Source organism: Actinoallomurus sp. NPDC050550 (genome assembly GCF_040655075.1).
GTDB lineage: Bacteria > Actinomycetota > Actinomycetes > Streptosporangiales > Streptosporangiaceae > Actinoallomurus.
The window spans coordinates 330,493-356,221 of sequence record NZ_JBFAJC010000003.1; the positions used below are offsets into that span (position 1 = coordinate 330,493).

The 25,729-nt window shown below is 69.5% G+C and carries 19 protein-coding genes; 3 read left to right on the plus strand and 16 right to left on the minus strand.

The window, feature by feature from the left end; all coding sequences use genetic code 11:
• Positions 1–15 precede the first annotated feature (15 nt).
• From AB0I04_RS06020 to AB0I04_RS06045, 6 genes are read right to left on the minus strand one after another with little or no spacing between them, the layout of a single operon-like run.
• On the minus strand, positions 16–1,167 hold the full coding sequence (locus tag AB0I04_RS06020) for an alginate lyase family protein (RefSeq protein WP_360879717.1): 1,152 nt from the start codon (positions 1,165–1,167) through the stop codon (positions 16–18).
• On the minus strand, positions 1,137–2,780 hold the full coding sequence (locus tag AB0I04_RS06025; RefSeq protein WP_360879720.1) for a glycoside hydrolase family 43 protein: 1,644 nt from the start codon (positions 2,778–2,780) through the stop codon (positions 1,137–1,139). Before AB0I04_RS06025 ends, AB0I04_RS06020 begins: the two co-directional genes overlap by 31 nt.
• Positions 2,781–2,824: 44 nt before the next feature.
• Complete coding sequence (locus tag AB0I04_RS06030) at positions 2,825–5,767, minus strand: hypothetical protein (protein ID WP_360879722.1); 2,943 nt, start codon at positions 5,765–5,767, stop codon at positions 2,825–2,827.
• 29 nt (positions 5,768–5,796) lie between these two features.
• Positions 5,797–6,699, minus strand: coding sequence for a carbohydrate ABC transporter permease (locus AB0I04_RS06035; RefSeq protein ID WP_360879725.1), 903 nt, complete (start codon positions 6,697–6,699; stop codon positions 5,797–5,799).
• A complete protein-coding gene (locus tag AB0I04_RS06040) occupies positions 6,696–7,679 on the minus strand; it encodes a sugar ABC transporter permease (RefSeq protein ID WP_360879728.1) in 984 nt (327 codons plus the stop codon). Before AB0I04_RS06040 ends, AB0I04_RS06035 begins: the two co-directional genes overlap by 4 nt.
• Positions 7,680–7,681: 2 nt before the next feature.
• The gene (locus AB0I04_RS06045) at positions 7,682–8,995 is read right to left on the minus strand and encodes a sugar ABC transporter substrate-binding protein (RefSeq protein WP_360879731.1); all 1,314 of its coding nucleotides are present in this window, start codon (positions 8,993–8,995) and stop codon (positions 7,682–7,684) included.
• A gap of 271 nt (positions 8,996–9,266) precedes the next feature.
• Between AB0I04_RS06045 and AB0I04_RS06050 the strand changes: the two genes are divergently transcribed.
• The gene (locus AB0I04_RS06050) at positions 9,267–10,274 is read left to right on the plus strand and encodes a hydroxyacid dehydrogenase (protein WP_360879734.1); all 1,008 of its coding nucleotides are present in this window, start codon (positions 9,267–9,269) and stop codon (positions 10,272–10,274) included.
• Positions 10,275–10,460: 186 nt separating this feature from the next.
• The gene (locus AB0I04_RS06055) at positions 10,461–11,471 is read left to right on the plus strand and encodes a LacI family DNA-binding transcriptional regulator (protein WP_360879737.1); all 1,011 of its coding nucleotides are present in this window, start codon (positions 10,461–10,463) and stop codon (positions 11,469–11,471) included.
• A gap of 244 nt (positions 11,472–11,715) precedes the next feature.
• Here AB0I04_RS06055 and AB0I04_RS06060 read toward each other — a convergent pair whose 3' ends face one another.
• The 6 genes from AB0I04_RS06060 to AB0I04_RS06085 all read right to left on the minus strand — a co-directional run bounded on the left by AB0I04_RS06060 (position 11,716) and on the right by AB0I04_RS06085 (position 20,747).
• Positions 11,716–12,051 carry a hypothetical protein gene (locus AB0I04_RS06060; protein WP_360879740.1) on the minus strand — a complete coding sequence of 112 codons (336 nt, stop codon included), beginning with the start codon at positions 12,049–12,051 and terminating at the stop codon, positions 11,716–11,718.
• Between the two features lie 1,040 nt (positions 12,052–13,091).
• Positions 13,092–14,696: an ABC-F family ATP-binding cassette domain-containing protein gene (locus AB0I04_RS06065; protein ID WP_360879743.1), complete on the minus strand. Its 1,605-nt coding sequence runs from the start codon at positions 14,694–14,696 to the stop codon at positions 13,092–13,094.
• Between the two features lie 334 nt (positions 14,697–15,030).
• Entirely contained in the window at positions 15,031–16,053 is a 1,023-nt protein-coding gene (locus AB0I04_RS06070; RefSeq protein WP_360879746.1) for an LLM class flavin-dependent oxidoreductase, read from the minus strand.
• Between the two features lie 138 nt (positions 16,054–16,191).
• Positions 16,192–17,445 carry a PQQ-binding-like beta-propeller repeat protein gene (locus AB0I04_RS06075; protein ID WP_360879749.1) on the minus strand — a complete coding sequence of 418 codons (1,254 nt, stop codon included), beginning with the start codon at positions 17,443–17,445 and terminating at the stop codon, positions 16,192–16,194.
• A 372-nt stretch (positions 17,446–17,817) separates the two neighbouring features.
• Positions 17,818–19,905, minus strand: coding sequence for a hypothetical protein (locus AB0I04_RS06080; RefSeq protein WP_360879752.1), 2,088 nt, complete (start codon positions 19,903–19,905; stop codon positions 17,818–17,820).
• Positions 19,906–19,973: 68 nt separating this feature from the next.
• On the minus strand, positions 19,974–20,747 hold the full coding sequence (locus AB0I04_RS06085) for a MerR family transcriptional regulator (RefSeq protein ID WP_360879755.1): 774 nt from the start codon (positions 20,745–20,747) through the stop codon (positions 19,974–19,976).
• A gap of 158 nt (positions 20,748–20,905) precedes the next feature.
• Here AB0I04_RS06085 and AB0I04_RS06090 point away from each other — a divergent pair, with 158 nt between their 5' ends.
• Positions 20,906–21,643 (plus strand): alpha/beta hydrolase, encoded by a 738-nt coding sequence (locus AB0I04_RS06090; RefSeq protein WP_360879758.1) that lies wholly within the window; start codon positions 20,906–20,908, stop codon positions 21,641–21,643.
• Between the two features lie 57 nt (positions 21,644–21,700).
• Here AB0I04_RS06090 and AB0I04_RS06095 read toward each other — a convergent pair whose 3' ends face one another.
• From AB0I04_RS06095 to AB0I04_RS06110, 4 genes are all read right to left on the minus strand, one after another.
• Positions 21,701–22,264, minus strand: coding sequence for a helix-turn-helix domain-containing protein (locus AB0I04_RS06095; protein WP_360879761.1), 564 nt, complete (start codon positions 22,262–22,264; stop codon positions 21,701–21,703).
• Positions 22,265–22,352: 88 nt separating this feature from the next.
• Complete coding sequence (locus AB0I04_RS06100; RefSeq protein ID WP_360879764.1) at positions 22,353–22,688, minus strand: SPW repeat protein; 336 nt, start codon at positions 22,686–22,688, stop codon at positions 22,353–22,355.
• A gap of 243 nt (positions 22,689–22,931) precedes the next feature.
• A complete protein-coding gene (locus AB0I04_RS06105) occupies positions 22,932–24,842 on the minus strand; it encodes a helix-turn-helix domain-containing protein (protein ID WP_360879767.1) in 1,911 nt (636 codons plus the stop codon).
• 11 nt (positions 24,843–24,853) lie between these two features.
• Positions 24,854–25,645, minus strand: coding sequence for a 3-hydroxybutyrate dehydrogenase (locus AB0I04_RS06110; RefSeq protein WP_360879770.1), 792 nt, complete (start codon positions 25,643–25,645; stop codon positions 24,854–24,856).
• Between the last annotated feature and the right edge of the window lie 84 nt (positions 25,646–25,729).

Sequence of the window (25,729 nt, forward strand, 5' to 3'; positions counted from 1 at the left end):
CGGGGCGTCCCGCCGTCAGAGGGTGAACAACAGCGTTCCGAAGCCGGGGTGGTCCGCCTGGAACGCCGCGCCCTCCGGCCGGATCTTCAGGATCGCCTCATAGCTGTACGGGGCCGCCGCGTCGGCGCGCTTGACGTAGTGGTTCCAGGCCATCTCGTAGATCGGCCGCAACTGTCCACGGTAGAGGGAGGAGTTCGAGGTGTAGGTGACCGAGCAGCTGGTCTGGGTGGTGTACGGGACGCTGTTGCCGAGGTTGTAGCTCGCGGTGTACTCGAACGCTTTGAGCAGTCGGTGGTCGGACGCCGCGTACAGGTCCCGGCCCTGGATCCAGGCGGTCTGGCAGACCTCGGCGAACGCGCCGAGGGCGAGCTGGGCGTGCTGCTGGTCGCGGCCGGTGTCGAGGGACTGCCCGGACGGGAGGATCATCTTGCCGAGCGAGCAGCAGGCGTGGGTGTAGAAGGCGTTGTAGGCCGAGTCGAAGATCGAGATGTCGTCGCAGAAGACGCCCATCTGGCACATGCCGCGGATGCACATCACGCCCCACGTCGCCTCCCAGTAATTGGAGATGAGCGGCACGAAGATGTTCTTGAACATCGCGACGGTCGTGTTGACCTCGGTAGAGGTCCAGGCGCCGGACGGCTTGGTGTAGCGCATGATCTCGCATGCGGCCGCCAGCTTGGCGCCCGCGATCGAGGAGGCCAGGACCGCTTCGGAGCCCTTGATGGAGGTCAACGTGTTCGTCCACGCCTTGATGATCTCCAGCGCCTTGGACGCGTGCGTCGTATCGAGGGTGACGTACCACATGATGGCGTTCTGGTACGCGGCGTTGGCGTCCATCCACAGGGCGTCCCAGCCGGTGTAGCCCTCCGTACCGCGGCTGACGGTGGTGTACGGGCCCGCCTTGGCGTAGGTGGACTGCGAGTAGGCATCGGACTTGAAGGCGTTCCAGCCGCTGAGCCACGGTTCGACGCCGTTCTTGACGTTGGTCCTGATTCGCTGCAGATCGGTCAGGTTGTGCAGGACTCCGGGATGGGTGAAGGAGGTGATGCCGGAGGTGACGGCCCCGGCCGGAGAGGCCGTCAGGGGAATGCCGGCACCGGACAACGCGGTCGCTCCGGCGCCGACGGCCGTGATCTTCAGGAACTGCCGGCGGCTGGACTCGGACATGGGTGGGTTCCTCTCCGGTCGGGGTGGGAGCCGGTTCGGTAGGTCACGTTCGTGAAGTCGGCGTGGCGGCCGCCGCCGTCGAGGTCGTGGGCCCAGAGGCCCAGCATCGCGCCGGTGAAGCCGAGGACGCGCACCCGTCCGTCCTCGAATTCGTCGGCGTGTTCGTCGGACAGGACGGTGGCGTCCAGTTCGAGCGGGAGCCACTGCGGGCCGGTGCCCAGGTCGTAGCCGAAGCGCAGAACCGGTCCGTCGAGCTCGGCGTGCAGTCGTACGGCGGCGCCGGGCGGAACGGGCACGCGCCGAGGAGCGACGGCGAGCGCTCCTGCCGTGCTGCTCAGCACCCGCAGCACCGGACCGTCGTCATCGTCGGCCGTGATGGCGAGGTAGTGCCAGTTGCGCGTGTTGTAGTAGGCCGTGATGCCGGCCAGGTGGTCGGGCGTACGGGGCGTGAACCGCACGTCGGCCTGGATCCCGCATCGCGTCGCGGTCACCCTTCGGGCGACCAGGCTCGGCGCACGCCTGCCGGTGGGCGACTGGCCGCCGCTGACGCGCATGTGGCCGTCGACGCTCAGCCAGTCGCGTGAGGCGGGGCGGCGCAGGGTGCTCCACTCGGGCCCGAGACGGGATCCGAGGAGTTCGGAGTGGTCGGCCGACGTGGGGAACGGCGCCGGAGCCAGGTCCGGTGCGGGGACCTCGATGGCGGCCTGTCCGCCGGGCACGCGTGGCCATCCGTCCGCGCTCCAGACGACCTGCTGCAGTGCGGTCTCCCGGCCGAGGACGCAGCGTCCGCGCGGAGTGTACGGGCGGGCGCAGATGTGCGCGACGTACCACTCACCGCGCTGCGTCTCGACCAGGCAGCCGTGCCCGGCCTTCTGCAGCTCCAGGCTCGGGTCGTCTCGTGCGGTCAGCATCGGCCCGGCGGGATCGACCTCGTACGGTCCGGTGATGGACCGCGCTCGGGCGACGGTGGCCTGGTGGTCGTATCCGGTACCGCCTTCGGCGACGAGGAGGTAGTACCAGCCGTTCCGGTGGTACAGGTGCGGGCCCTCGGTGACCCCCGCCGTGGTGCCGGTGAAGATCCGCCGTGGTTCGCCGATCAGGCGGCGGGTCGCGCGGTCGTACTCCTGGATCTCGATTCCGGCGAAGCTCGGGTGCCCGGGGCGCCAGTCGAGGGCCATGTTCAGCAGCCAGCTGCGGCCGTCGTCGTCGTGGAACAGCGACGGGTCGAAGCCGCGTCCGTGCAGGGGCATCGGGTCGGACCAGGGTCCCTCGACGGACGGTGCGGTGGTGACCAGGTTGGTCAGGTCCCGCCATCCTCCGGCGTACCCGTCCACGAGGGTGAACAGCAGGTGGAAGCGGCCGTCGGCGTACGACAGGTCGGGCGCCCAGACACCCCCGGAGTCCGGTACGCCCGCCAGATCGAGGAGCCGGCGATCGTCGAGGACACCGCCGACGCAGCGCCAGTGAGCGAGGTCGCGGGAGTGGTGGAGCCGGACTCCGGGGTACCACTCGAACGTCGAGGTGGCGATGTAGTAGTCGTCGCCGACCCGCAGGATCGACGGGTCGGGTTCGAAGCCGCGCAGCACCGGGTTACGGATCACCTGCCGGGACATCGGGTCAGGTCCTTTCTGTTCTCACAAGCCGGCTGCCGCCTCGGTCACCGGTCGCCCGGGTCCCGGCGCAGGACCAGCGTCGTGAGCGGGCCGATCCGGCGGCGCTTCCGCAGGCTCACCCGCTTGCCGGTACGCAGGTCACGTGCCTGCCCGTCGCCCAGAGACGGCACCGTGAAGATCTTGTCGGTGGTGGTGTTCATCACGAGGACGTACGGCCCGTACTCGCAGACATAGAGCGGCGCCCGGCCGACCAGCATCTCCTCGACGCCATCGAAGTGCACGCCGAGCGATGGGTCCGGGACGTCGGCGGGGATCGGGGCCCGGTGGAGGACGTCCCCGGCCAGGGCCTGGTGCAGGGTCTCGCCCGGGGGCGGGAATCCGCCGGGCGGGATGACACTGGCGGCCGGGTCGTTGATGGCGTAGTCCCAGGTCACCCAGTCGCGGACGGTGAAGGTGTCATCGGTCAGGCTGGCCGACCGTTCGCGGATCGTGGCCGAGCGCTGGTCGACCGGGGTGATGAGGTGGACGCGGGCGTAGTTGTTGACGGCCTGGCGGGCCCGGAAGTACAGCGAGGCGTAGAGGATCTCCTGGCCGTGCTTGGCCGCGACGACGCCGTTCTCCTCGTCGGTGAACACGAAGTCGGGCCGGTCCCAGCCGGTGGGCATCCGGTCGCCGTGCCGTGGCAGCTTCTGGAAGGCGTCCCAGTCGCGGGCGACGAGCCGGAAGGCGTTGAGCCCGACGCGCGTCCAGGGATGCGTCTGCAGCAGGTGGAGCTGGGGCCAGAGCTGGCCGTCGCCCATCATCTCCTGGGTCCAGCCGATGAGCTCCGGGTCTTCGAAGACGACGGCGGCCTGGAGCGGGTGGGAGTCCCAGGCGGTGCGCTGCGCGTACCCGACCTCGCCCGGGTAGACCTCGTTGCGCCAGCCGATCACGGTCTCCAGCCGGGCCACCCGGCATCCGTCGGCGTCCACGTCGAACGGGTGGAAGAGGCCGCGCGCCTTGACCATCTTGATCATCTGGTTGCGCAGCTCGGGCGCCTCCTGCGCCTGGTGGCCGCGGGTGACCGACTCGTACATCATGATGAGCCAGTCGGTGACCTCGCCGTAGTTGCCGACGTAGCCGAGCTCGCGGGTCAGGCCCTTGCGGGTGACCTGCAGGTAGCCGGATCCGAGGGGCTTGGTCGGGTTGCCGTCGGCGTCCTCCGGGCCGGTCCATGGCTTGAGGCCGATGGACTGGTACATGAAGTCGCGGGCCTTCGCCTCCGGCCACGCCTTGCTCTCGTCGAGCAGCCGCAGGCCGCGGTTGCACTGGTACAGGCCGATCGCGCAGATCTGCGACTGGTTGGAATAGTGCGGGAAGTGCCGCCGCCAGTACTCCCGGCTGGCAGCGAGCATCTCGACGTACGCGTCGCGGCGCACCGGGGGGACGTGCGTGCCGGACGAGGGGGCCACGAGGGTCACGTCGTCGATCCAGGCGGTGCCGCCGTCCTGCACCCCGATGAACAGCCATGCCAGCGTCGCCGTGGGCGGGGTGTCCAGTTCGAGGGACACGTACGCCCAATCGTTGGTGCCGGTGGGGGAGTAGGCCTTGTTGTCGGTGCCGACGATCGTTCCGTTCGCGTCGTAGAACAGCACGTCCAGGTAGACGCCCCGGCCGGTGACGTCCTGCGTCTTGACCCAGACGCCGTACTCGTAGCCGCCCTGGTCGAGGGATACCTTCGTGACGTTGCTGACCGCGATGGCGCTCGCGCCCGAGGGGTTGCGCGCCAGCTTCATCGAGTACGAGCCGGAGCGGCGGACCGTCGAGTCGCGGGTGGCGGTGCCGTTCGCGACCCACCCCATGACCGCCCAGCCGGTCGCCGTCGTCCCGCTGCCCTCCTCGAACCCGGGGTTGGCGATCGCGTACGGGGAGCCGGTCACGCGCTCCTTCAGCCGGTCGCCGAGATGCTCCCAGAGCAGCGCGAGCACGAGCCCGACCCGGCCGAAGCCCTGCCACTGCTGGTCCGATCCCGTCAGCACGCTCGAGTCGGACTTCCAGGCGTGGTAGCGGCCGTCGATGGCCTGCAGCGCGCGATCCAGCGCCCGGTCGTCCTGGTATGCGGGCCCGTCCGGCCAGAGGTACGCCTCGGCGAGCTGCTGCATGGCCCAGCCGTCCAGAGCGGCGGGGGTCGCCTCATTGAGCAGGTAGGCCGTGTCCTTGAGCACCCGCTCCTTGACCGCGGCGAGCACCTCGGCCCCCGGCGAGGTGCGCGCCCGTGTCGCGGGCGCCGGCCCCTGGACGTCGCCGGTCGGCGGTGTGAAGTACGGGTCGGTGTGGGTGTAGAGGCGGTAGACGCCGCGGGACGCCGTCGTCATGTCGTAGAAGAAGCTGGCGCTGGTATTGCCGTAGGACCAGATCCGTCCCTCGGCGCGGATCTCCAGATGGACCGTGGTCCTGCCTTTGGTGAGCTTCTCCGGCAGCGGCAGGGTGTGGAAGAAGAAGCGGCCGGGTGCGCGCGGCGCGGTGTCGAGGATGTCGAGGCCGTCCACTGCGCCCTCGTCGGTGTAGCCGACCTGGCTGCCGTCGCAGAACAGCTGGAGCCGCCACATCCGGGTCCCACTCGCGTCCTCCTGCGAGGTCGCGTCGTACTCGTCGCCCCATAGTTTGACGGTCACGTACGTCGTGCCGGAGGGATTGCAGGCCATGGTGAACGCGAGCCTGCCGCCCCAGAACGTCGCCGGCTCGGTGGGCCGCAGGACGCGGGCGCTCTGGCCCAGTCCGCCCTTGGCAACGATGTCGGACAGCGTCGCTGTGAGGTCGTGCGCCTTCTCCGACGTCGCGTCGCCGAAGAGCAGCGTGTCGAGCGGACCTGACGCCCGGGAGGCGTCGGCGGTGGGCGGCTCGGCCGCGGACGCCGTTCCGGCGAGCCGCCCGGCACTCGCGACGCCGACGCCGGCGGCCGCGGTGTACTTCAGGACATTGCGGCGGGAGACCCGATTTTCGGGCATGCTTCGCCCTCCCTTGGGGGGTCTGTGACTTAGCGGAGGCTTCCGGCGAGGATCCCGCTGCGCCAGAACCGCTGCAGCGAGATCATGAACAGCGCGAGCGGAACGATCGAGAGCAGCGAGCCGGTGACGACCATCGGCGTCATGTTCTGCGCCCGCACCACTTCCTGGTTCCACGAGTACAGACCGAGGGTGACCGGGAAGGTCTTCTCGCCGCTGAGCATGAACAGCGGCAGGAAGAAGTTGTTCCAGATGGTGATGAAGTCGAGCATGAAGATGGTGATCGCGCCGGTGGTCATCAGCTTCAGCGCGATCGTGCCGAAGATGCGGAGTTCGCCGGCGCCGTCGATGCGGGCCGCCTCGATCAGTTCGTCCGGGACGCTGCTCTCGGCGTACACGCGACCCAGGTAGACGCAGTAGGGGTTGATGAAGCTGGGGATCAGCACCGACCAGACGGTGCCGGTCAGGCCGATCTTGGTGAACACCAGGTACAGCGGCAGCGCGATCAGCGTGGTGGGCAGCAGCGAGGCGGCGATCGTGGTCGCGAACAGCGCGGCGCGCCCGCGGAACCGGTACTTCGCCATCCCGTAGCCGGCCGCGAGCGAGATCAGCGTCGCCCCGGCCGCGCCGACTCCGGCGTACAGGATCGAGTTGCCGATCCACCGTAGGTAGATGTGGTCGTGGTAGGTCAGCGTGTCCCGGACGTTCGCGCCCAGGTGGAAGTCGCCGGAGAACCACAGGCCGAACGACCCGTACAGGTCGGACAGGCCCTTGGTGCTCGACACCAGCAGCCACCAGACCGGCGCCACCGAGTAGAGCAGGAAGAGCACCATCAGGGCGGTGGTGAGCGCGACCGACCCGCGGGACGGGCGCACTCCGGTGGTGACGGGCGCCGGGCGGGTCCTGCGCCGCCCGAGCGCGGTCTGCGCCGTCATGCGGTGACCTTCCGGTTGGTGAGACGGTAGAAGACGAACGCGAGGATCCCGGTGACCACGGCGAGCACCGTGGACATGGCCGCGGCGTACTCGTAGTTGCTCTCCGCCGATGCGGCGTTGTAGATCATCTGCATGGGCGTGAAGTCCTTGGAGATGGACTTCCAGCCGACCAGTCGCAGCACGAACGGCTCGGTGAGCAGTTGCAGCGCGTTGATGATGGAGAACATCCCGGTGAAGATCAGCACCGGCCGCAAGTTCGGGATCTTGATGGACCAGGCGATCCGCCGTTCGGAGGCGCCATCGATCCGCGCCGCCTCGTACAGCTCCCGGGGTATGGCCTGCAGCGCGGAGTAGATGAGGATCATGTTGAACCCGATCTGCTCCCAGACCAGCACGTTGCCCAGCGTGAGGTAGGTGGTGACGGGGCCGAAGAAGTCGATGGTGACCCCGGCGTGCCGCGCCGTGCTGTTGATCGGGCTGACCTCCGGGCTGTAGAGGTACAGCCAGATGAGCGCGGCGACGACGCTCGGCACGACATACGGGACGAGGTAGCCCACCCGGAAGAGGCGGACGGCGCGGGCCGTGATGCCATCCAGTAGCAGCGCCAGGAGCAGCGCGAGACCCAGCATGACCGGAACCGCCACCGCCCCGAAGAGCGTCACCCGCAGCAGGCCCGTCCAGAACAGGCCGTCGTGGAAGACCTTGAGGAAGTTGCCGAGTCCGACGAAGACGCTGCGTGCCGGCCCGAATCCCAGCCCCGACCGCTGCTGCCGGTACAGGCCCCGGACGATCGTGTAGCCCACCGGGATGACGTAGACCCCCAGGAAGCCCAGGATGTAGGGGACGGTGAACAGCAGGCCCTTCGTCGCACCCGTGCGGGAGCCCCGGGCTCGGCGCCCGAGGCGGGGCGCTCGGGGTGCCTCGCCGCGGGCCGCTTTCGGTGTGGTCGCCGGACGTCGCCGGTCCGCCTCGATGGCCATGGTCAGCCGGCCACCACGTTGATGCCCTGGGACTTCAGGTCGCCGACGACGAACCGCTGCATCTCGTTCAGCATGTCGGTGACCTTCATCTGGCCCGACAGCACCTTGGGCCAGTAGGTCTGCATCTTCTGGTACATGGTCGCGTAGTCCGGGCCGAACTCCCAGGCGGCGTTGACCTGGCCGGCGGCGGTCGTGATGACCTGGGCGGCGTCGTCCTGCGGGATCATCTTCTTGGGGGCCAGGCCGGTGACGTACGGCGTCACGTCCTTGAGCGCGGGGAACAGGCCCGATCCAGAATTGGGGTCGGCCAGCGCTGTCACCGGGGCCTTGTCGCTGCCCAGCCAGGCGGCGAACTTCACGGCCTGCTGCGTGTCCTTGCAGCCCTTGTAGACGGTGACGCCACGGTAGCCGCTGTCGGTCGAAGACTGACCGGCCGCATACTGCGGGACGGTGGTGACGGCCCACTTGCCGTCCGACTTCGGGAACGACTTGGCGTAGATCGGAAGCTGCCACGTCGAGGTGGTCATCGAGAGGGTGCCGCCCTCGTCCCACGTCTTCCACACGCCCGGGTCGGAGTAGGACACAGAGGACAGCAGCTTCTCGTCGACGAACTGCTGCAGGACGTTCGCGGCCTTCAGGCTCTCCGGGGAGGTGAAGGTCACCTGCCAGCCGTTGCCGGACTGCTTGTACCAGGTGCCGCCGGCCTCCCACACCAGGCCCACGAAGCCGCTGGGGTCCTCCGGCGCGTAGTTCATCATCGTGAGCTTGGGGTTCGCGGCTCGCAGCTTCTTGCCGTCGGCGATGAACTCGTCCCACGTCTTCGGCGGGGTCAGGCCGTACTTCTTGTACAGGTCGGTGCGGTAGGCGAAGAAGTTGGGCGAGGCCGACAGCGGCAGGGCGTACGTGGTGCCGCCGGGGCTCATCGCCTTCCACGCCGGGGCGGTGAACAGGTTCTGGTACGTGCTCGCGTACTTGGTGATGTCCTGGACCAGCCCCTGGGAGGCGAAGGTGACCAGGTGCTCGGCGTCGGTCTGGCCGACGCAGGGACCGTTCCCGGCCTTCACCGCCGCCGCGATCTTCTGATAGTCGGGGTAGCCGAGCGTGACCTTGGTGAACTTGACCTGAATGTCGGGGTGGGCGGCGTTCCACGCCGCGGTCTGCTTGGCCAGGCCCTCGGCCTCCCCCCAGAACGTGAGAGTCGCGGGGCCGCTCGCCTTGGGCGAGTCCGAACCACCGCCACCGCAGCCCGCCAGGGCCGCGGCGAGCGCGCAGATGGCGGCGACCGTTCCGGCGCGGCCCTTGACTGTCGTGCGCATGAGGCCTCCTGGGCGTCCATGCTGGATGCTGAGATAGAAAACGCTTGCTGTGGAATGTACGGCCGCCGCTGGCACTCCCACAAGAGGTTGGCGGCAGGGATGTTGCGCCGAGGTTTCGCGAGGGTTTCCTCCTATCCTCCTGAACAGGTAACACGCAATGGTGTCCGTCGCATCGGCGAGTCCGTACGTCTCCGCCGGCCAGTGATTGACCCGTCCGCCAACGCTCGCCTAACGTAGAAACCGTTTTCTATTCGATCGTGGAGAGTGATCTATGGCCGATCGGCCCAAGGCCCTGTTCACCATGCATGCGCGGTACCTGTCCCAGCTGTTCCCGGCACCGCTCATGGACCGCCTGGAGAAGCTGGTGGACATCGATCCGTCGCTCGTGGCTCAGCGGTTCGACCAACCGGAAGTCGCCCTGGCCCTGGCCGATGCCGAGATCATGATCACCGGGTGGGGCTCCCCCCGTGTGGACCGCGCCGTCCTCGCCGCCGCCCCGCGGCTGCGCGCGGTCGTGCACGCCGCGGGCACCGTGCGCCACCTGATCGATGACGCCTGCTGGGAGCGTGGCCTGCTGGTCTCCAGCGCGGCGCAGGCCAACGCGTTGCCCGTCGCGGAGTACACCGTGGCCGCAGTCCTGCTGGCCGGCAAGGGCGTGTTCGACGCGCGGGAGCGCTACCGCGCCGATCCCGCATTCCGCCGCCGGGAGGAAGACCCGGCCGCGGGCAACTACGGGCGCCGGGTCGGCCTCATCGGAGCCTCTCGGGTGGGCCGCCGGGTGCTCGAGTTGCTCCGCCCCTACGACCTGGCCCTCACGCTCGCCGACCCGTACCTGGACGCCGCCGAGGCGGCCCGGCTCGGCGCGGAGCTGCTGCCACTGGACGAACTGCTGCGCACCAGCACGATCGTCAGCATGCACGCTCCGGACATCCCGCAGACCCGGGGACTGCTCGACCGGCGGCGCCTGGCCCTGATCCCGGACGGAGGCATGCTGATCAACACCGCTCGAGGGGCCCTCGTCGACCATGACGCGCTGATCGCCGAGCTGGTCACCGGCCGGATCAGTGCGGTCCTCGATGTCACCGATCCCGAACCGCCACCCGCCGACTCGCCCCTCTTCCACATGCCCAACGTCTTCCTCACTCCCCACGTCGCGGGCTCGATGGGCAACGAGTTGGAGCGGCTCGGCAGGAGCGCGGTCGAGGAGATCGAAAGGTTGACGGATAGACGACCACTGGCCCACCCGGTGACCCAGAGCGATCTGGAACGCGTCGCCTGAGCGACCCCCCGGGCAAGCCGCCGTCGGCATCGCCCCTCGGCGCCGCGTCGGCGAGGTCGCCGTCCGCCCGCCGTGTGCGGCCTGTACCAATAGCATGACGGTGGACAGTCCGGCACGCGGGGAGGATCGATGGCGAGGCGTTCGGCCGCCGAGGGTGAATCGCTTCAACGTCGTACGATCAAGGACGTGGCGGCTCGTGCGGGAGTGTCTCCGGCGACGGTCTCGCGGGTCATCGGGGGCACCTATCCGGTCGCGACGGCCACGCGCGCCCGGGTACGGCGGGCGATGCGTGAGCTGGACTATGTCATCAACGCCAACGCCCGCGCGCTGGCCGTGGCCACCTCCAACACGGTCGCCTTCGTTGTCAACGACATCACCGGGCCGTTTTTCGCCCACATCGCCCGTGGTGTGGAGGAGCAGGCCACCGCCGAGGGCAGGTTGTGCCTGGTCTGCACGACCCACGGGGATGCCGGCCGTGAGCTCGCCGTGATCAACTTGATGCGGGAACAGCGCGCCGAGGCGGTGATCCTGGTCGGTGGCGTGCCGGAGACCCCGGAGTATCTCCAGCGCATGGTCACGCTCGCTCATTCGCTGGAGGCGAGCGGTTCTCGCCTGGTCCTGTGCGGGCGGCCCGCTCTGGAGGCGGACGTCCCCCAGACCGTCGTGGAGTATGACAACGAAGGCGGTGCGTTCGCGCTGACCAGTTACCTGTTGTCGATCGGCCACGAGCGCATCGTGCTGCTGGGAACGGTGGCCGGCATGCCGACCTCCACCGCCCGTGTGCACGGTTACGAACGCGCGCTGGCCGGGCGCGGACTGACCGCCGAGGCGGAGCTGATGGTCAAGGGCACCTTCACCCGTGAGTTCGGGTACGCCGCGACACGCGATCTGCTCGACCGCAAGGTCGCCTTCAGCGCCATCTTCGCCATGACCGACATGGTGGCCGCCGGTGCGCTGTTCGCACTGCGCGAGGCGGGGGTCGGCGTACCCGACGACGTCTCGGTCGTGGGTTATGACGACATCCCCCTCGCCGAGGACCTCTACCCCCCACTGACCACCGTGCACGTGCCCCATGAGGAACTCGGCCGCGCCGCGGTCCGGATGGCGCTGCAGCGCAGCGAGCACCCCAGCGGCCAGTACCTGAAGATGGGCACCCACGTCGTCATCCGCGACTCCGCCGGCCCCCCGCGAACCTGACCACGGCCTCGCCGACCCGGCCCCCTCGGGAATTCAGCATCCGATGCTCCCGGGATTCACCGTCCCGGACGGACAGCGGGTCTGGTGGGCGGACGGGGAAAGGGTCCGTCGGGTGACGGGCTGGGGTTGATCAAGCTGCGTTGGCGCGGGCCGCCGCGGCCGTGGCCTCGGCGCGCTCGGCGGCCTGGCCGCCACCGTGCCGGGCTGGGTGCCGGCTCCGAAGTGCCGGCACCCTGCCCTCGCCTTAGGGCTTGACGTGGTTCTCGGTGTCGTCGGCGTGGAACGTGCAGGTGTTCTCGTAGTGGAAATTGCCACCGTTGTCCCACAGCCAGCCGCTGTAGGCCCACGCTGACCAGGAGCAGTGGGTGATGAGTTCGACGTGGCCCGCGCCACCGGAACAGTCCAACATCCCTCGTCGGCCGCCGTCGGTACCGGAATGGCAAACCGGCAGGGAATTGGGCCGGACGGTCGCGTCCGCCGGTGTGGCGAGTGCCATGCCGGCGCCCAGCCCAAGGACGACGGCCGCCGTCCCGAGCAGCGTCCTGCGGTTCCTGCGGCGACGTTGGTCTGAGCTGTTCATGCAGCCTCCTTCTTTCGGTAGCGGATCCGCATCCGCCCGTCATCTCGACCTTCACATGCCGGGACGCGCGTTCAGGAGGTCGATTTCGCGCAGGTTTCGGTCAGGGCCGAATGCCTAACTGACCACCGGCCTGATCAACAACGCGGTACTCAACCCACAGCCGGCCCGGCACAAGGGGTGGCTTGGGTCGCCGCGGGGGCGGGGGCGGGGACCGTGGCGAGCAGCAGCCCGGCCGCCGCCACGCCTCCTGCAGCTTTGGCGAGAAGACGGCCGGGCGCGGTGCGGCCAAGTCGGGGGCGGCGGTATGTATGCGCTCTCCCATGTTGTGGTGATGGATCTGCGTGTGCGCTCCGAGAATACGACTACGGGGCTCATTTTCGTGACTACTCTTCGATGTTGTGTGGCGTGGGAGAGGTTTGTCGGCGGCTGATTCGGACCGTCGGAAACTCCGGTCATTACTAATCTCGTAACCACTCGTCAGTTATGTCCGTACAATGGACGGTCCCCCTGTGCGGTGCCATGACTCCTCCACAGCATGTGATCTGGCCTCCTATGCTCAGCGCTAGTGTTTCTACGCCTCCTGTATCGGCTGATGGTCCGGTTGTTCGGCTGGTTGACGCTGCTCGCGCGAAGCGACGCTTCCAAGGGGGTGGAGATCTTGGTGCTGCGTCACGAGGTCGCCGTCTTGCGCCGTCAGGTCGCCCGGCCGAGACCGGACTGGGCCGATCGGGCGTTGCCGGCCGCGCTGGCGCGGTTGCTGCCCACGTGGCTTCGGCTCCGTCGGATCGTGACGCCGGGCATTTTGTTGGCCTGGCACCGCCGACTGGTCACCAAGCACTCATCAGGACCAGCATCCGCTGTTTTGGCACCGCGCAGGGTAGTGGACAGCACGGTGCCCTTCGGTACATACAGGAAGATGCGGCACGCTCCACGGTGAGCGGTGACGGCTGCCGTGGAGTGGAGCAGCCCGTGGAACGAGCCGCCCCACCACCCGGCCGACGGGCCCAGGAGCCACGCCGGCCGGGGTGAGGGGAGCGGTGTCAGGCGAGGGCGACCAGGTCGCGGTAGTCCTCGCTCCACAGGTCCTCGTCCGCGTCCGGCAGCAGCAGGACGCGGCCGGGGCGGAGGGCGTCGATGGCGCCCTCGTCGTGGGTGACCATCACGATCGCGCCGGGGTAGGAGCCGACGGCAGCCAGGACCTCGTCGCGGGAGGCGGGGTCGAGGTTGTTGGTCGGCTCGTCTAGGAGCAGCACGTTGGCTCCGGAGTGGACCAGCCCGGCCAGTGCCAGACGAGTCTTCTCCCCGCCGGAAAGCACCCCGGCGTGCTTGTCGGCGTCGTCCCCGCTGAACAAGAACGCGCCCAGGACCCGCCTTGCTTCTCCATTCGTCAGGTGAGGCGCGGCGTCCGACAGGTTCTGCCGGACCGTACGGGCGGGGTCGAGGGTGTCGTGCTCCTGGGCGAAGTAGCCCAGCCGCAGCCCGTGCCCGTGCACCACCCGTCCGGCATCCGGGCGCTCCTTGCCAGCCAGGAGGCGCAGCAGGGTGGTCTTGCCCGCGCCATTGAGGCCGAGCACGACCAGGCGACTACCCCGGTCCACGGCAAGATCGACGCCGTTGAGGACCTGGTGGCCGTCGTAGGACTTGGCCAGGCCAACCGTGCCGAGCGGCATCCGGCCGCACGGCTCTGGTTCGGGCAGCCGGATCCGGGCCACCTTCTCGGTCCGGCGGGCCGGTTCCAGCTCTGCGAGCATGCGGTCCGCGCGACGGGTCATGCTGCGGGCCATGACCGCGGTGGCCGAGCGGGCCTTCATCTTGTCCGCCTGGGCGTGCAGGGCGGCGGCCTTGCGCTCGGCGTTCGCCCGCTCCCGCTCGCGCCGTCGCCGGTCCGCCTCACGCTGGGTCAGATACACGGCCCAGCCGGTGTTGTGAAGGTCGATCGTCGCGCGGGTGGCGTCCAGGTGGAAGACCCGGTTGACGACCTCGGCGAGCAGAGCGGTGTCATGGCTGATCACCACCAGGCCGCCCTGGTGGCCTTGGAGGAAGGTGCGCAGCCAGGTGACGGAATCGGCGTCCAGGTGGTTGGTCGGCTCGTCCAGCAGCAGCGCACCGTCGTGCCCGGCGAACAGGATCCGTGCCAGATCCACCCGGCGCCGCTGCCCGCCCGAGAGATTGCCGACCGGCTCGGTCAGCACCCGCTCGGGGAGGCCAAGCCCGGCCGCCACGCGGGCGGCCTCGGCTTCGGCCGCGTACCCGCCGCCGGCCTGGAAAGCCACCTCGGCACGGCTATAGGCGCGCATCGCCCGCTCCAGCGCGGCGGGCCCGGCCGCCGCAGCCATCGCGGCCTCAGCCGTACGCAGCCGTTCCAGCGCCGCATCCAGGCCACGGGCGGACAGGATCCGGTCGGTGACCGTCACGGCCGGGTCGGCGGCGCGGGAGTCCTGCGCAAGGAACCCAACCGTGCCGGTACGGATGATCGTCCCGGCGGCAGGCTTCGCCCTGCCCGCGAGGGCGGTCATCAAGGTGGTCTTGCCCGCGCCGTTGCGGCCGACGAGGCCGATGCGGTCGCCGGGGGAGACGGTGAAGGAGAGGTTCGAGAGCAGCAGGCGGGCACCCGCGCGCAGCTCGACATCGCGAACAGTAATCATGAGATGACGCTCCGAGAAAGCAAAAAGACACACTTCTGGCGTGGAAGCGGGTCCTCAGCTAGGAGACTCGGGGCGTAGACATGCCTCTACGGTAACAGGCGGCTCACCCCTCCTGGCCGGCTTCGCCGTAGCACTCGGGAAAAGCCGGGCGGATATGGGCGGGACTCCGGCCGATCATTAGCACCCGAAACCGAAATGCAGGCCAGGCGCATGGCCTGACCTGCATTGATGTGGTGGGCAATACGGGGATTGAACCAGTGACCTCTACCGTGTCAAAAAAGGTAGTCCGCGTTTGGGTGACCAACCGTCGGCATCGCCTGTTGCGGGGCGCCGTTCAGCGCCATCCGAGGTCCGGTGCGACGTGTTTGAGGATGTTCTCCAGCAGGTGGGCGTTGTAGTCGACACCGAGCTGGCTCGGGATGGTCAGCAGCAGGGTGTCCGCGGATTGGATGGCCTCGTCTTGGGCGAGTTCCTTGACCAGGATGTCCGGCTCGGCGGCGTACGACCGTCCGAAGATCGCCCTGGTCGTCTCGTCGATCATGCCGATCTGATCCTGTGAATTGTGGTCGTTTCCGAAGTAGGCGCGGTCCAGGTCGGTCGTGAGGGCGAAGATGCTGCGGCTCACCGATACCCGCGGCTCCCGCTGGTGGCCGGCCTCCTTCCACGCCTCGCGGAACGCCTCGATCTGCTTGCGCTGCTGGACGTGCAGCGGCTCACCGGTCTCATCGTCCTTGAGCGTGGAACTCTGCAGGTTCATGCCGAGCTTGGCGGCCCACACGCTGGTAGCGTTCGACCCGGAGCCCCACCAGATGCGGTCGCGCAGGCCCTCGGAGTGCGGTTCGAGCCGCAGCAGACCTGGCGGGTTGGGGAACATCGGCCGTGGGTTCGGCCGCGCGAAGCCCTTGCCCTCGATCACCGTGAGGAACGTCTCCGCGTGTCGGCGGGCCATGTCGGCGTCCGTTTCGCCCTCGGCGGGGGCGTAGCCGAAGTAGCTCCATCCGTCGATCACCTGTTCGGGGGAGCCGCGGCTGATGCCGAGTTGCAGCCTGCCGTTTGCGATGAGGTCGGCCGCGCCGGCGTCCTCTGCCATGTACATCGGGTTCTCGTACCGCATGTCGATCACGCCGGTGCCGATCTCGATTCTCGAGGTACGCGTGCCGATCGCGGTGAGGAGCGGGAACGGGCTGCTCGCCTGGCGGGCGAAGTGATGCACACGGAAGTACGCCCCGTCCAAGCCGAGTTCCTCGGCCGCGACCGCGAGGTCGATGGACTGGTGCAGGAAGTCACTGGCGGTCCGGGTTCGCGACTGCGGGTTCGGCGCCCAGTGCCCGAAGGAGAGGAAACCAAGCTTCTTCACACGGACTCCAGCGCGCAGCGGCCACGTTTGATTCCGGCGCGTCGTGCGGACTACGCGGCGATCGCGCGCCGCAGGAACCCACGGCCGGCGTGTCTACGGATCACGCTGGCGAGCGGCTGGTGACCCGCGACGGGCCTGCTACGCGCGTAGGCCGTACAGGGTGATCTTCCCCACGGCCGGGGAGCAGGTGAGGATGAGAGTGCTGTCTCCGGTGGTGGCGACTTGCTCGGGCGTGATGGCGTGGTAGCTCCACAGGAGGCGTCCGGTCTCGGCATGCAGGGCGTAGGTCATGTCGTAGGAGCCGGTCAGGTAGACGATGCCGCTGAACGGACCCCACACGCCCAGGAACCGCGTGCCTTCGAACTTCCACCGCTCGGAGCCGTCGGTGATATTGAGAGCGTGCAGGGTGTTGGCGCTGCCGTCGATGACGTACACCGTCGACTGGTCGGCCACCGGTGCCGCGTCGGTCTGCCCGAACGCGGCCTTCCAGCGGACGTGACCGGTCTTGGCGTCGAGCGCACAGAACGGCGATGATCCCTGACCACCCACATACACGGCGTCGCTGGTGGCCAGCGGATGGCCGAAATACCTGCCGGCGGCGAACTGCCAGCGCTGCTTGCCCGTGACCGTGTCCATGGCGTAGACGTTCGGAGCGGTCATATCCGAGCCGTCGGCGAAGGTCACGGTCGTGTCGGAGACGCTGATCCACTCGGTGTCGGCGGCACCGGCGCTGTAAGTCCATCGCCGGTGGCCGCCGGCCCGATCCAAGCAAATCAAGGTCGAGGGGCCAGAACCGTCATCAGCCCAGCCCGCCACCGCCGTGTCCACCACGTCGAACACCGAGAAAGGCGCCTCGGCGGACCACAGCCGCCTCCTGCTGGACTCCTCGAGCGCGTAGAGCCGGGACTCGGTGGCCGCGTAGAGCGTGTTGTGATGCTGGGCGACCGCGCGGATCGCCGACATGCCGGGAGCGGTCCACTTCCAACGGCGCGCGCCGTTCTTGGGATCTAGACCGGACAGCGTCGCGTTGACCTCGCCATCGTCCGTCTCGGCATTCTCGGCCACCAAGACCTTATCCCGGGTGGCGACGGCGTTGACTTCGGTGGTGACGGTCAGTTGCCAGAGGGTCCGTGGCGGGTTGACGGGGCGCGTGTCGACCGGAGCCGGGCTGGGGCCGTTCGTACGGGGCTTCTTCCGGCTGCCGGTCAGAAGCGCGGGGGAGGTCACTGCGGCGGTCACGGCGACAGCGGCCGCACCTCCGGCGGCCAGAACGCGCCGGCGGCTGAGCCCGGATGGCACAGGCAGGGTTCTGGTCGCCACACGTGTGTCGGTCTGCTTGACGAGGGTCGGGTTCTGCTCGACGAGGGTCGGGGCGACCATCACCGGTGGCACGACGGCGGCCTGGATCTGGGGGACGGTCGGCCGCGCCTGGGGACGCTTGTCCAGGCAGGCGGTGGCGATCCACGGCGATGCCCGCCTTCAGGCGGTCTGCTCAACGGCCCAGCAGGGTGGTCCTGCCTATCCGGCCCTCGAGTGAGGCGGTTCCTTACTTGCCCAAGCTCCAGATCGTCGGGCACCTGCATGGGATGCAACTCCGCTCGCAAACGAATGAAGCGTGCGGGATGCCGCCAGGCCCCGCGCTCGGCCGCGACGTCCACGCGACGCGGAACGCGGGTCCGGAGCCCGGCACCGTCCATCAACGCGCATGCCTTAGACAGGTCATGGCCACGAGGCGGCTCCGGCCGCCGGCGACACCGGCGGGACTCACTGCCACGTCAGCTCGCCCGTGCCGCGAACCGTGTGGCCGTCCCGAGTGAGCACTCCGATCGTCCCGACGCCCCGAAGCCGTCCCGAACCGTCAGGACGGACCGTGAGCGTGCGGCTTTCGAAGTGCCCGTCCCCGCCGCATCGCATCCGCCCGTCAGCGGTGGGTTCCACGCCGAGCAGCCGCAGGTAGCCCAGCAACGGCTGGGCGTGGCTGTGCAGGTTGGCGACCGGGTATGCCTGCATCGCGACGCCGAGCGCCGGGAGGGCCCACGTCTCCCCGGGACGATCGCTCTCCGGAGCGAGGTAGGCGTCCGGGCCGGAGAGCGTGCCCGTCCACGTGCCGGGATAGGCCGCCGAATGCGCATGCAGGGTCATGCGCCGCCATTCGTCCCACGCGAGGTCGGGATCGTGGCGTGCGGCCGCCCAGATCAGGGTCATGTTGATGGAGAACCACACAGAACCGCGATCCCCCTGGCGGGACGGCGGGCGGACCCGCGCGCCGAGCGGTGACCCTGCCCGGCAGGTCTCGTCGATGGTGGTGAGCAGCGACCGTGCCCGCGCGGGGTCGGCCGCACCGCACAGGATCGCCCACGGCTGCACCTCCAGCCAGAGGTCGTTGTCGCCGACCGGGTCAGCGCCGGGACCGTACGCGCGCCGGAACCAGCGGCCGTTCCATTCACTCGCGACCCGCTCACGAAGGTCGGCCGCGTACGCGCGGGCCTCCACGGCGGTGGCGGTGTCACCGAGCCGCTCGGCCAGTCCCGCGTACACCGGGAGCACCCATGCGGCCATCGCCGAGTTGAGCACGGACTCGCCGTGCTCGATCATCACCTCCCGGTCGATCCCGGTCTCGCCGAGCGCGAGGTCGTTCCAGTCCGCGTTCAGGATGCGCACGTGACCGTGCTCGCCTACGCCCACCTCGTCGATGAAGAACCGGAACTGCCGCCGGAGGTTCTCCTCGAGCGGTACCGGATCGGCGCGATGGCAGGGGTGATACGGCACCGGACGCGCGAAGGCATCGAGGTCTCCGGTCGCCGCGGCGTACTCGGCGGCCAGCCACAGCGCCCACAGGTTCTGGTCGGACGGCCGGAACAGATCGGTCCAGGGCCGTTTTCGACCGTCGAGCGCGTAAGGCAGGTCGCCGTCCGGGCTCCCCCATGCGCAGGTGTTACGAAGCACCGACAGGGCGAGGTCCGGTTCGACGTAGACCAGTGGCAGCGCGTGCTGCAGCGGGTCCCGCGCCGCGCCGTTGAAACCGTGCCGGAACGAGTACGCCGAGCCCTGGTCGAGAGTGTGGCCTCCGAGGACCCCGTCGACGCATGCTCCTCCGGTGAGGAGGGCCGCGTGCCACGGAACCTCGGCGGCAGCCTCCGGTGCCCGCCTCGCCGACGCCGACGGGAGCCGTTCCCGCAATGCGGTCAGGCTGCCGGAATACAGCGCGGCGGGGTCCGTGGGCGGACAGCCGTCGTCCAGCCCGAACCGGAACCACAGCGTCCGGCTTCCGCCCGGCGGCAGATCGACCTCGACCGTCAGGGCCAGCGGTCCCGATTCGGCGGTGACCCGCTCGCCGCCGACGTTCTCGAGCAGCACGGCTTGGCCTTCAGCCTCGGTGCCGTTCTGGCGCGGGCCGAACTCCAGGTCGACCAGGCGTGGGCGCACCACCCACTCCTCGGTCAACGCGCGGCGCATCGCCGCGTCGTTCTGGTTGACGACCTCGATGCGGATCAGCACCCACGGCGCCTCTCCCTCGGGGCACAACACGGTGCGCTCCAGCGTCGCGTCCTCGTCCGCCACCCGGACCTGCGAGAAGGTCGGCCCGAACACTCCCGTGTGTGCGCCCTCAGTGGACAGCCCGCCCAGCCGGGACACCCCGGTCCGCTCGGTGATCCACCGGCATCCCGTGTGCTCATCCCACAGGCCGCTGCGCCCCTCAGTGTCCGCCGCCAGGGTGATCCGGCGGTTGCCCAGGTGCACCCGGTGCCCAGTGGCGGGCGGGTCGATGATCGGGTCCCAGGTCGTGCCGGCATCCCGGTAAGCGAAGGCGGGAAGGCCCTCGGTTCGCGTCCAATGTCCGAACACGCTCACGTCTTCACGCCTCCCAAGGGCAGGACGGGGTCCGGTGCGCGGCCCTGTGGTCGGGCTCGCGCGTTGGTTCATCGCAGGCCGGCATCGCGTATGGAGTGGCCGGTCTCCACGTCGCGTACCGCATCGAGCAGTTCGGGCGTGTCGGCTTCGAGCGAGCGCTGCAACGCACGAGATATGAGTTCGGCGGCCGCCTCCGTGGACATGTTCCGGGTCACGGCGAGGTATCGAGTGACCTGCGCGAGATCGTCGGGTGTGCGCGGTGAACGCTTGTAGGGCTCCCAGATCAGCTCGTGGAAGAGCCGGACGTGACGCGCGGCGATCCGGTCGCAGTCGGCCGTGAGTCGCTCGAGTTCGGCGAGGGCGCGTTCCACCGGGACACCGGCGTCGATCAGCGCGGCGCCGAACCTGGACAGACGAGGGCTGAGCACCCGGTACGTTCCGGCGTCATCGGCAGGTTCGTAGACACCGAGCGTGATGGCGCGCCGCAGATTCTCCGGCGTGGCGGTGCCGTACTTCCCGAGTTCCTCGACGGAGACGGTCTCGGTCGTCTCCGCGTGATACGGCGTCGCGACCTGATCGACAAGGCCGAGCACCTCCGCCAGCCCCTCGCCGCGCTCCCATGCCTCGAAAAGCTCCTTGATCCCGGCGAGTTTCATGCCGCGCTCCAGGAGACGGCCGATCGCCTGGAGCCGAGCGAGGTGTGCCGTGTCGTAGTAACCGGTACGGCCACGGACCCGTGGTGGCGGGAGAACACCACGCTCATGGTAAACACGAACACTTCGGACGGTGACGCCTGCTATACGCGCCAATTCATCGATCGTGTACTCGACAGACGATGTCATTGCTCATCTTTCGCGCCGATCAGTCGTATTGTCGCGAGTGTATCGATCCGCGATATTACGGGCCAATGATCAGCGAGCCATCATTGAACGTACCGTTGGACAACGGTACGTTGTAGTGCGTCACGACCTATTTCCTCGCTCGAGGAAGGGGGGGCATCGTGCGCTCACCGGATTCACCTCACCCGCCGGGTGCGAGATCCGCGCTGGTTTCCGGGCTCGCCGCCCTGCTCGCGCTGATCGGATTCGTCTTCGCCCTCCCCGCGCGCGCCGCGGTCCGAGAGCCGGTCCTGCTCATCAGTGGTTTCGACGCTCAACGGACCTCTCTCGACGCCTTCGCGTCGTGGCTCCGGTCCGAAGGGGACACCGTCTACACCATGCAGTTGCCCGGTTCTCCCCCCGGGACTGCGGCGATAAAGGAGGCTGCGGCCGTCGTCGCCTCAGCGGTCACACGGATCCGCGGAGCCACGGGTGCGTCGCGGGTCGACATCGTCGCGCATTCCGAAGGGGGGCTCGCCGGGCGTTACTACGTCAAGTACCTTCACGGGCTCGATCGAGTCGCCACCTTCATCGACGTGGGAACGCCGAACTACGGCGTCGTCGTGGCGGTCCTGTGCGCCGTCATCTGGCAGGGCTGCGCCGACATGGTGCCCGACTCCGCCTTCTTGAATGAGCTGAACGCAGGAGATCCGACCCCCGGCACGATCCCCTATTTCCACCTGTTCAGCGACAACGGAAATGAAGAGAAGGTGTCCCTTCCGGGCGCGACCAACGCCAGCGTCCAGTCATTCTGCCCCGGACGTGCGGTCGAGCACGCCAAGGAACTCGACGATATGGCGATGCGTCGGCTCATCTCGTCGGCTCTCCACGGCGGCCCGCTCACGACCGCCTGCTCTTGACCGCACCGACCCGACCGCCGGGCCCGGTTGCTCTGCCGGTGTCGCCCAGGTAGTAAGTCACGCGCCGAGGGCGTGGACGATGAGCTCGGCGACCGCGTCGGGATCGATGTGCTGGCCGGTGAGGTGCTGGAGGCCCTCCTGGTAGAGCAGGACCGTGGCGAACGTGGCCGCGGCGGCCTCGAGGCGAGCGGCGTCGCCGCGGCCGCCGGGCAGGGTGAGTTCGAGCGCGCTGCGGGCGCGGCGTACGACCTCGGCGTTGACCCGCCTGAGGCGCTCACGGGCCGAGCCGTGCGTGTCGGCCTCGCGGAAGAGGATGCGGCGCATCGTCGGCGAGGCCTGCAGCGGAAACCGCCGCGCGAGCCCGGACAGCGCATCGGCCGGGTCACTGTGCGCGGTCTCGGCGTCGGAGACCTCCTCGACGAACGTTCGCTCGTGGATCAGTGCGGTCAGGACGTCGATCTTCTGCGGGAAGTAGTGAAAGACCAGCCCCTTGGGGACCTTGGCCCGCTTGGCGATCCCCGCGGTGGAGGAGCCGTTGTAACCGGCCTCCGCGAAGAGCTCCTCGGCGGCGTCGAGAATCCGGGTGCGTGTATCGGCGGATACGTCATGTGACCGTCTCATACGCCCTCCCGGTGTTATTTCGTGGAACCGCCGAAAAGAGTCGCGGCCCCTGAGCGGGTGCGCCCAGGGGCCGTCTCGGGGCCTTGGGTCATGTCGCCGCCGACGTGCTCCGAACCTGGATCGCATCCCACACGCCGACAATAGTCGCGACACCGCCGGCGATCCATGCCGTCCAGGCCGCGGCGTCCGAACCGGTGAATCCGAAGGCCCACGGCGAGATGAAGATCAGCGCCGCGAAGGCCGTTGTCGTCCACGGCAGAGGACCCGCCGCCGACAGGAGCGCGTACAGACCCGAGAGCGTGAGCAGGGCGCCGAGCACCATGAGGGGCTGCTTGCCCGCGTTGTCCGCCCACAGGCCGGGGGCGAGTAGTACGGCGAGTCCGGCCAGAAACGCGACCGCGTTCTGCCAAGCGATTTTACCCATTGGGCCGCCTCCGGGAGGTCCGATGTGGAGGTCTTGTCCCTTCAAGAATTCCCTGACTGACCGCCCGGTCAATCGGACCCGAGCGGACATATGAGAGAAGTGAGATAGATAGTTTTGTGTGGCAAAGTAGTGCTAAGAAACGGTCGGTAGCCGGACCGTGACCGACGGACAGCCGCCGCCAGGGCCGGACCGCGCCCCCAGGCGGCGAGCGTGGCGGCACGTTGCATGCGGCCTGAGCCGCCTTCACCCCGAGGCGCCGTCCCGGTTGCCGTCCGCGTCGCCGGGGACGGTGAGGCGGCGCAGTCGGAGCGCGAGCTGGATCTCCAGCGCGTGCTCCGGGGACTGCCAGCGTTCGCCGAGCAGCTTGCCGACCCGGTCCAGGCGCTGGGTGACGGTGTTGACGTGGACGTGCAGGCGCTCGGCCGCCCGCGACAGGCTTCCGCCGGCCTCGAAGTAGACCTCCAAGGTCCGCACGAGCTTGGTGCCGCGACGCCCGTCGTAGTCCATGACGGGGCCGAGCGCGGAGGTCAGGAAGCCGGTGACGTCTCTGCCGTCGCCGACGAGCAGGCCGACGAAGCCGAGTTCGGCGGCGTCGGCCCCCTGCCCGGCGCGGCCGAGGGCGAGGAGCGCGTCGGCGCAGCGGCCCGCTTCGCGATGGGCCGCCGCGACCTCGGCCGCCTCCTGGACGGGGCCGACTGCCCCGGCCGTCGCCGTCGTACCGAGGGCGGTGCCGCATTCCTTGGCGACGCGGCGGGCGGCGGCGCCCGGATCCAGGCCGGGCAGCAGCAGTACGATCTCCTCGCCGCGCGCGGCGGCCAGCCCGCCGGCGGCCGAGGCGTAGGAGGCGGCCCAGAACGCGGCGCGCTGCCGGTCTCCGTCGTGACGGACGACGAGCAGGACGTGCGGGGCGCCGAGGTCGACGCCGACCAGGCGGGCGCGGGCCCGCAGCGCGTCGACGTCGGTGGCGCGGCCGGTGAGCAGGTCGTCCAGCAGCTCGCCGCGGACCCGGCCCTCGGCCTCGGCGACGCTGCGGCGGAACAGCAGCAGCAGCGCGGTGACCAGGGCGCCGCGTTCGAGGATCCGCTGGTCGCTGGCTGACAGCTCCCCGGCTTCGGGGGTGCGCAGGATGATGGTGCCGAGCGTTTCGGCGCCGGTGGCGATCGAGGCGATCCACAGCCGTCCGCGCTGCACGGCGCGGCCCAGGGCCCGGGACGCGGCCGCCGCCTCGGCGACGATGTCGTCGTCGGGTTCGCCGATCGCGCCGACGGCGGCCAACCGGCGGCCTTCGGCGTCTCGGACGAGCAGCGCGCCGCCGAGCACGTCGATGATGACCTCCGCGACGTCCTGGACGCCGCCGCCGCGCACGACCAGGGTCGTCATCCGGTCGTGGGCCTGGGCGGCGCGCTCCACCGCCGCGCTGCGCGCCTTGATGAGCTCGTTGGCGGCGCTGAGCTCTTCCAGGGCCGCGCGGGTCTCGTCGAGCAGGCGGGCGTTGTCGATGGCGATGGCCGCGTGGGCGGCCAGGGAGCCCAGCAGCGCGACCTCCTCGGGCACGAACGGGCGGGCGCTGCGGTTGGAGGCGAACAGCACACCGATGACGCGTGAGCCCAGGCGCATCGGGACGCCCAGGATCGCCACCAGATCCTCCTCCTGCACCGCCGCGTCGATGTAGGTGCGGTGGCGGAACCGCTGGTCGTCGAAGTAGTCGGGGGTGCTGTAGGGGGTGCCGGTCTGGGCGACCAGGCCCGCCAGGCCCGCGCCGAAGGGGATGCGCAGGGAGCGGAACGCCGCCGACACCGATCCGTCCGTCACCCGCATGCAGGTGTCGCCGCGGTCGTCGTCGGTGAGGGTCATGTACGACACGTCGGCGCCCAGGAGCCGGCGGGCGCGGCGCACGATCGCCTCCAGGACCGCGTCGAGGCCGCGCAGGCCGGCCAGGTCGCTGGCGGTGTCGAACAGGGCGGCGAGTTCGGCCTCCCGGCGGGCGCGGTGTTCCAGCAGCGACCGTACCCGCAGGGCGGCGAGCTTGGTCGTCTCCAGCTCCGCGAGCACGCCCGGGTCCGCCCCGGCCACGCGGGCCTCCAGCAGGGGCGCCTCGAACTCGGCGGCCGAGGCCTCGCGTGCCAGCAGGTCGAGGAAGACGTCACAGCTCATGGCGGTCATTTTCAGTGCGCGGTCCAGCCGCCGTCGATGGTGAGGGACGAACCGGTGACCATGGCCGCCGCCGGGGAGCACAGGTAGGCGACGAGGGCGGCGACCTCGTCGGGCTCGATGAGGCGGCGGATCGCGGCCTTGGCGAGCATGATCTGGTCGATGACCTGCCCGGAGTCCATGCCGTGAGCGGCGGCCTGGTCGGCGATCTGCTCCTCCACCAGCGGGGTGCGGACGTAGGAGGGGCTGACGCAGTTGGCGGTCACGCCGTACGGGGCGGCCTCCAGGGCGATCACCTTCGACAGGCCCTCCAGGGCGTGCTTGGCGGTGACGTAGGCGGCCTTGTACGGGGAGGCGCGGTGGCCGTGGATGGAGGAGATGTTCACGATGCGTCCCCAGCCGCGTTCGTACATGCCGGGCAGGGCGCGGCGGGCCAGCCGGAACGGCGCCTCCACCATGATTCGCTGGATGCGGGCGAAGGTGTCCGGGGGGAATTCGGTGACCGGGGCGACGTGCTGCAGGCCGGCGTTGTTGACCAGGATGTCGACGCCGTCGCAGTCGACGTCCTCGACCGCCTCGGGGTCGGACAGGTCAACGCTGAGGGCCCGGCCGCCGAGCTCGGCGGCCGCAGCCCGTGCGGCGTCCTCACGCACGTCGACGATGAGCAGGTCGGCGCCGGCGGCGGCGAGCCGCCGGGCACAGGCCAGACCGATGCCGCTGGCGGCCCCGGTCACCAGGGCGCGGCGCCCGGACAGGTCCGGATCGCCGGACGGTCTGGAGATCACAGTGTCGGTGGGCACGGCCACGTCATGCTCCTTGGGGTGCGCGCCGCGGGCTGCCCGCGGCGCGGGGTCGTCGGGAGGGGAGGGGGCGGAGGCCGGCCGCCGGGT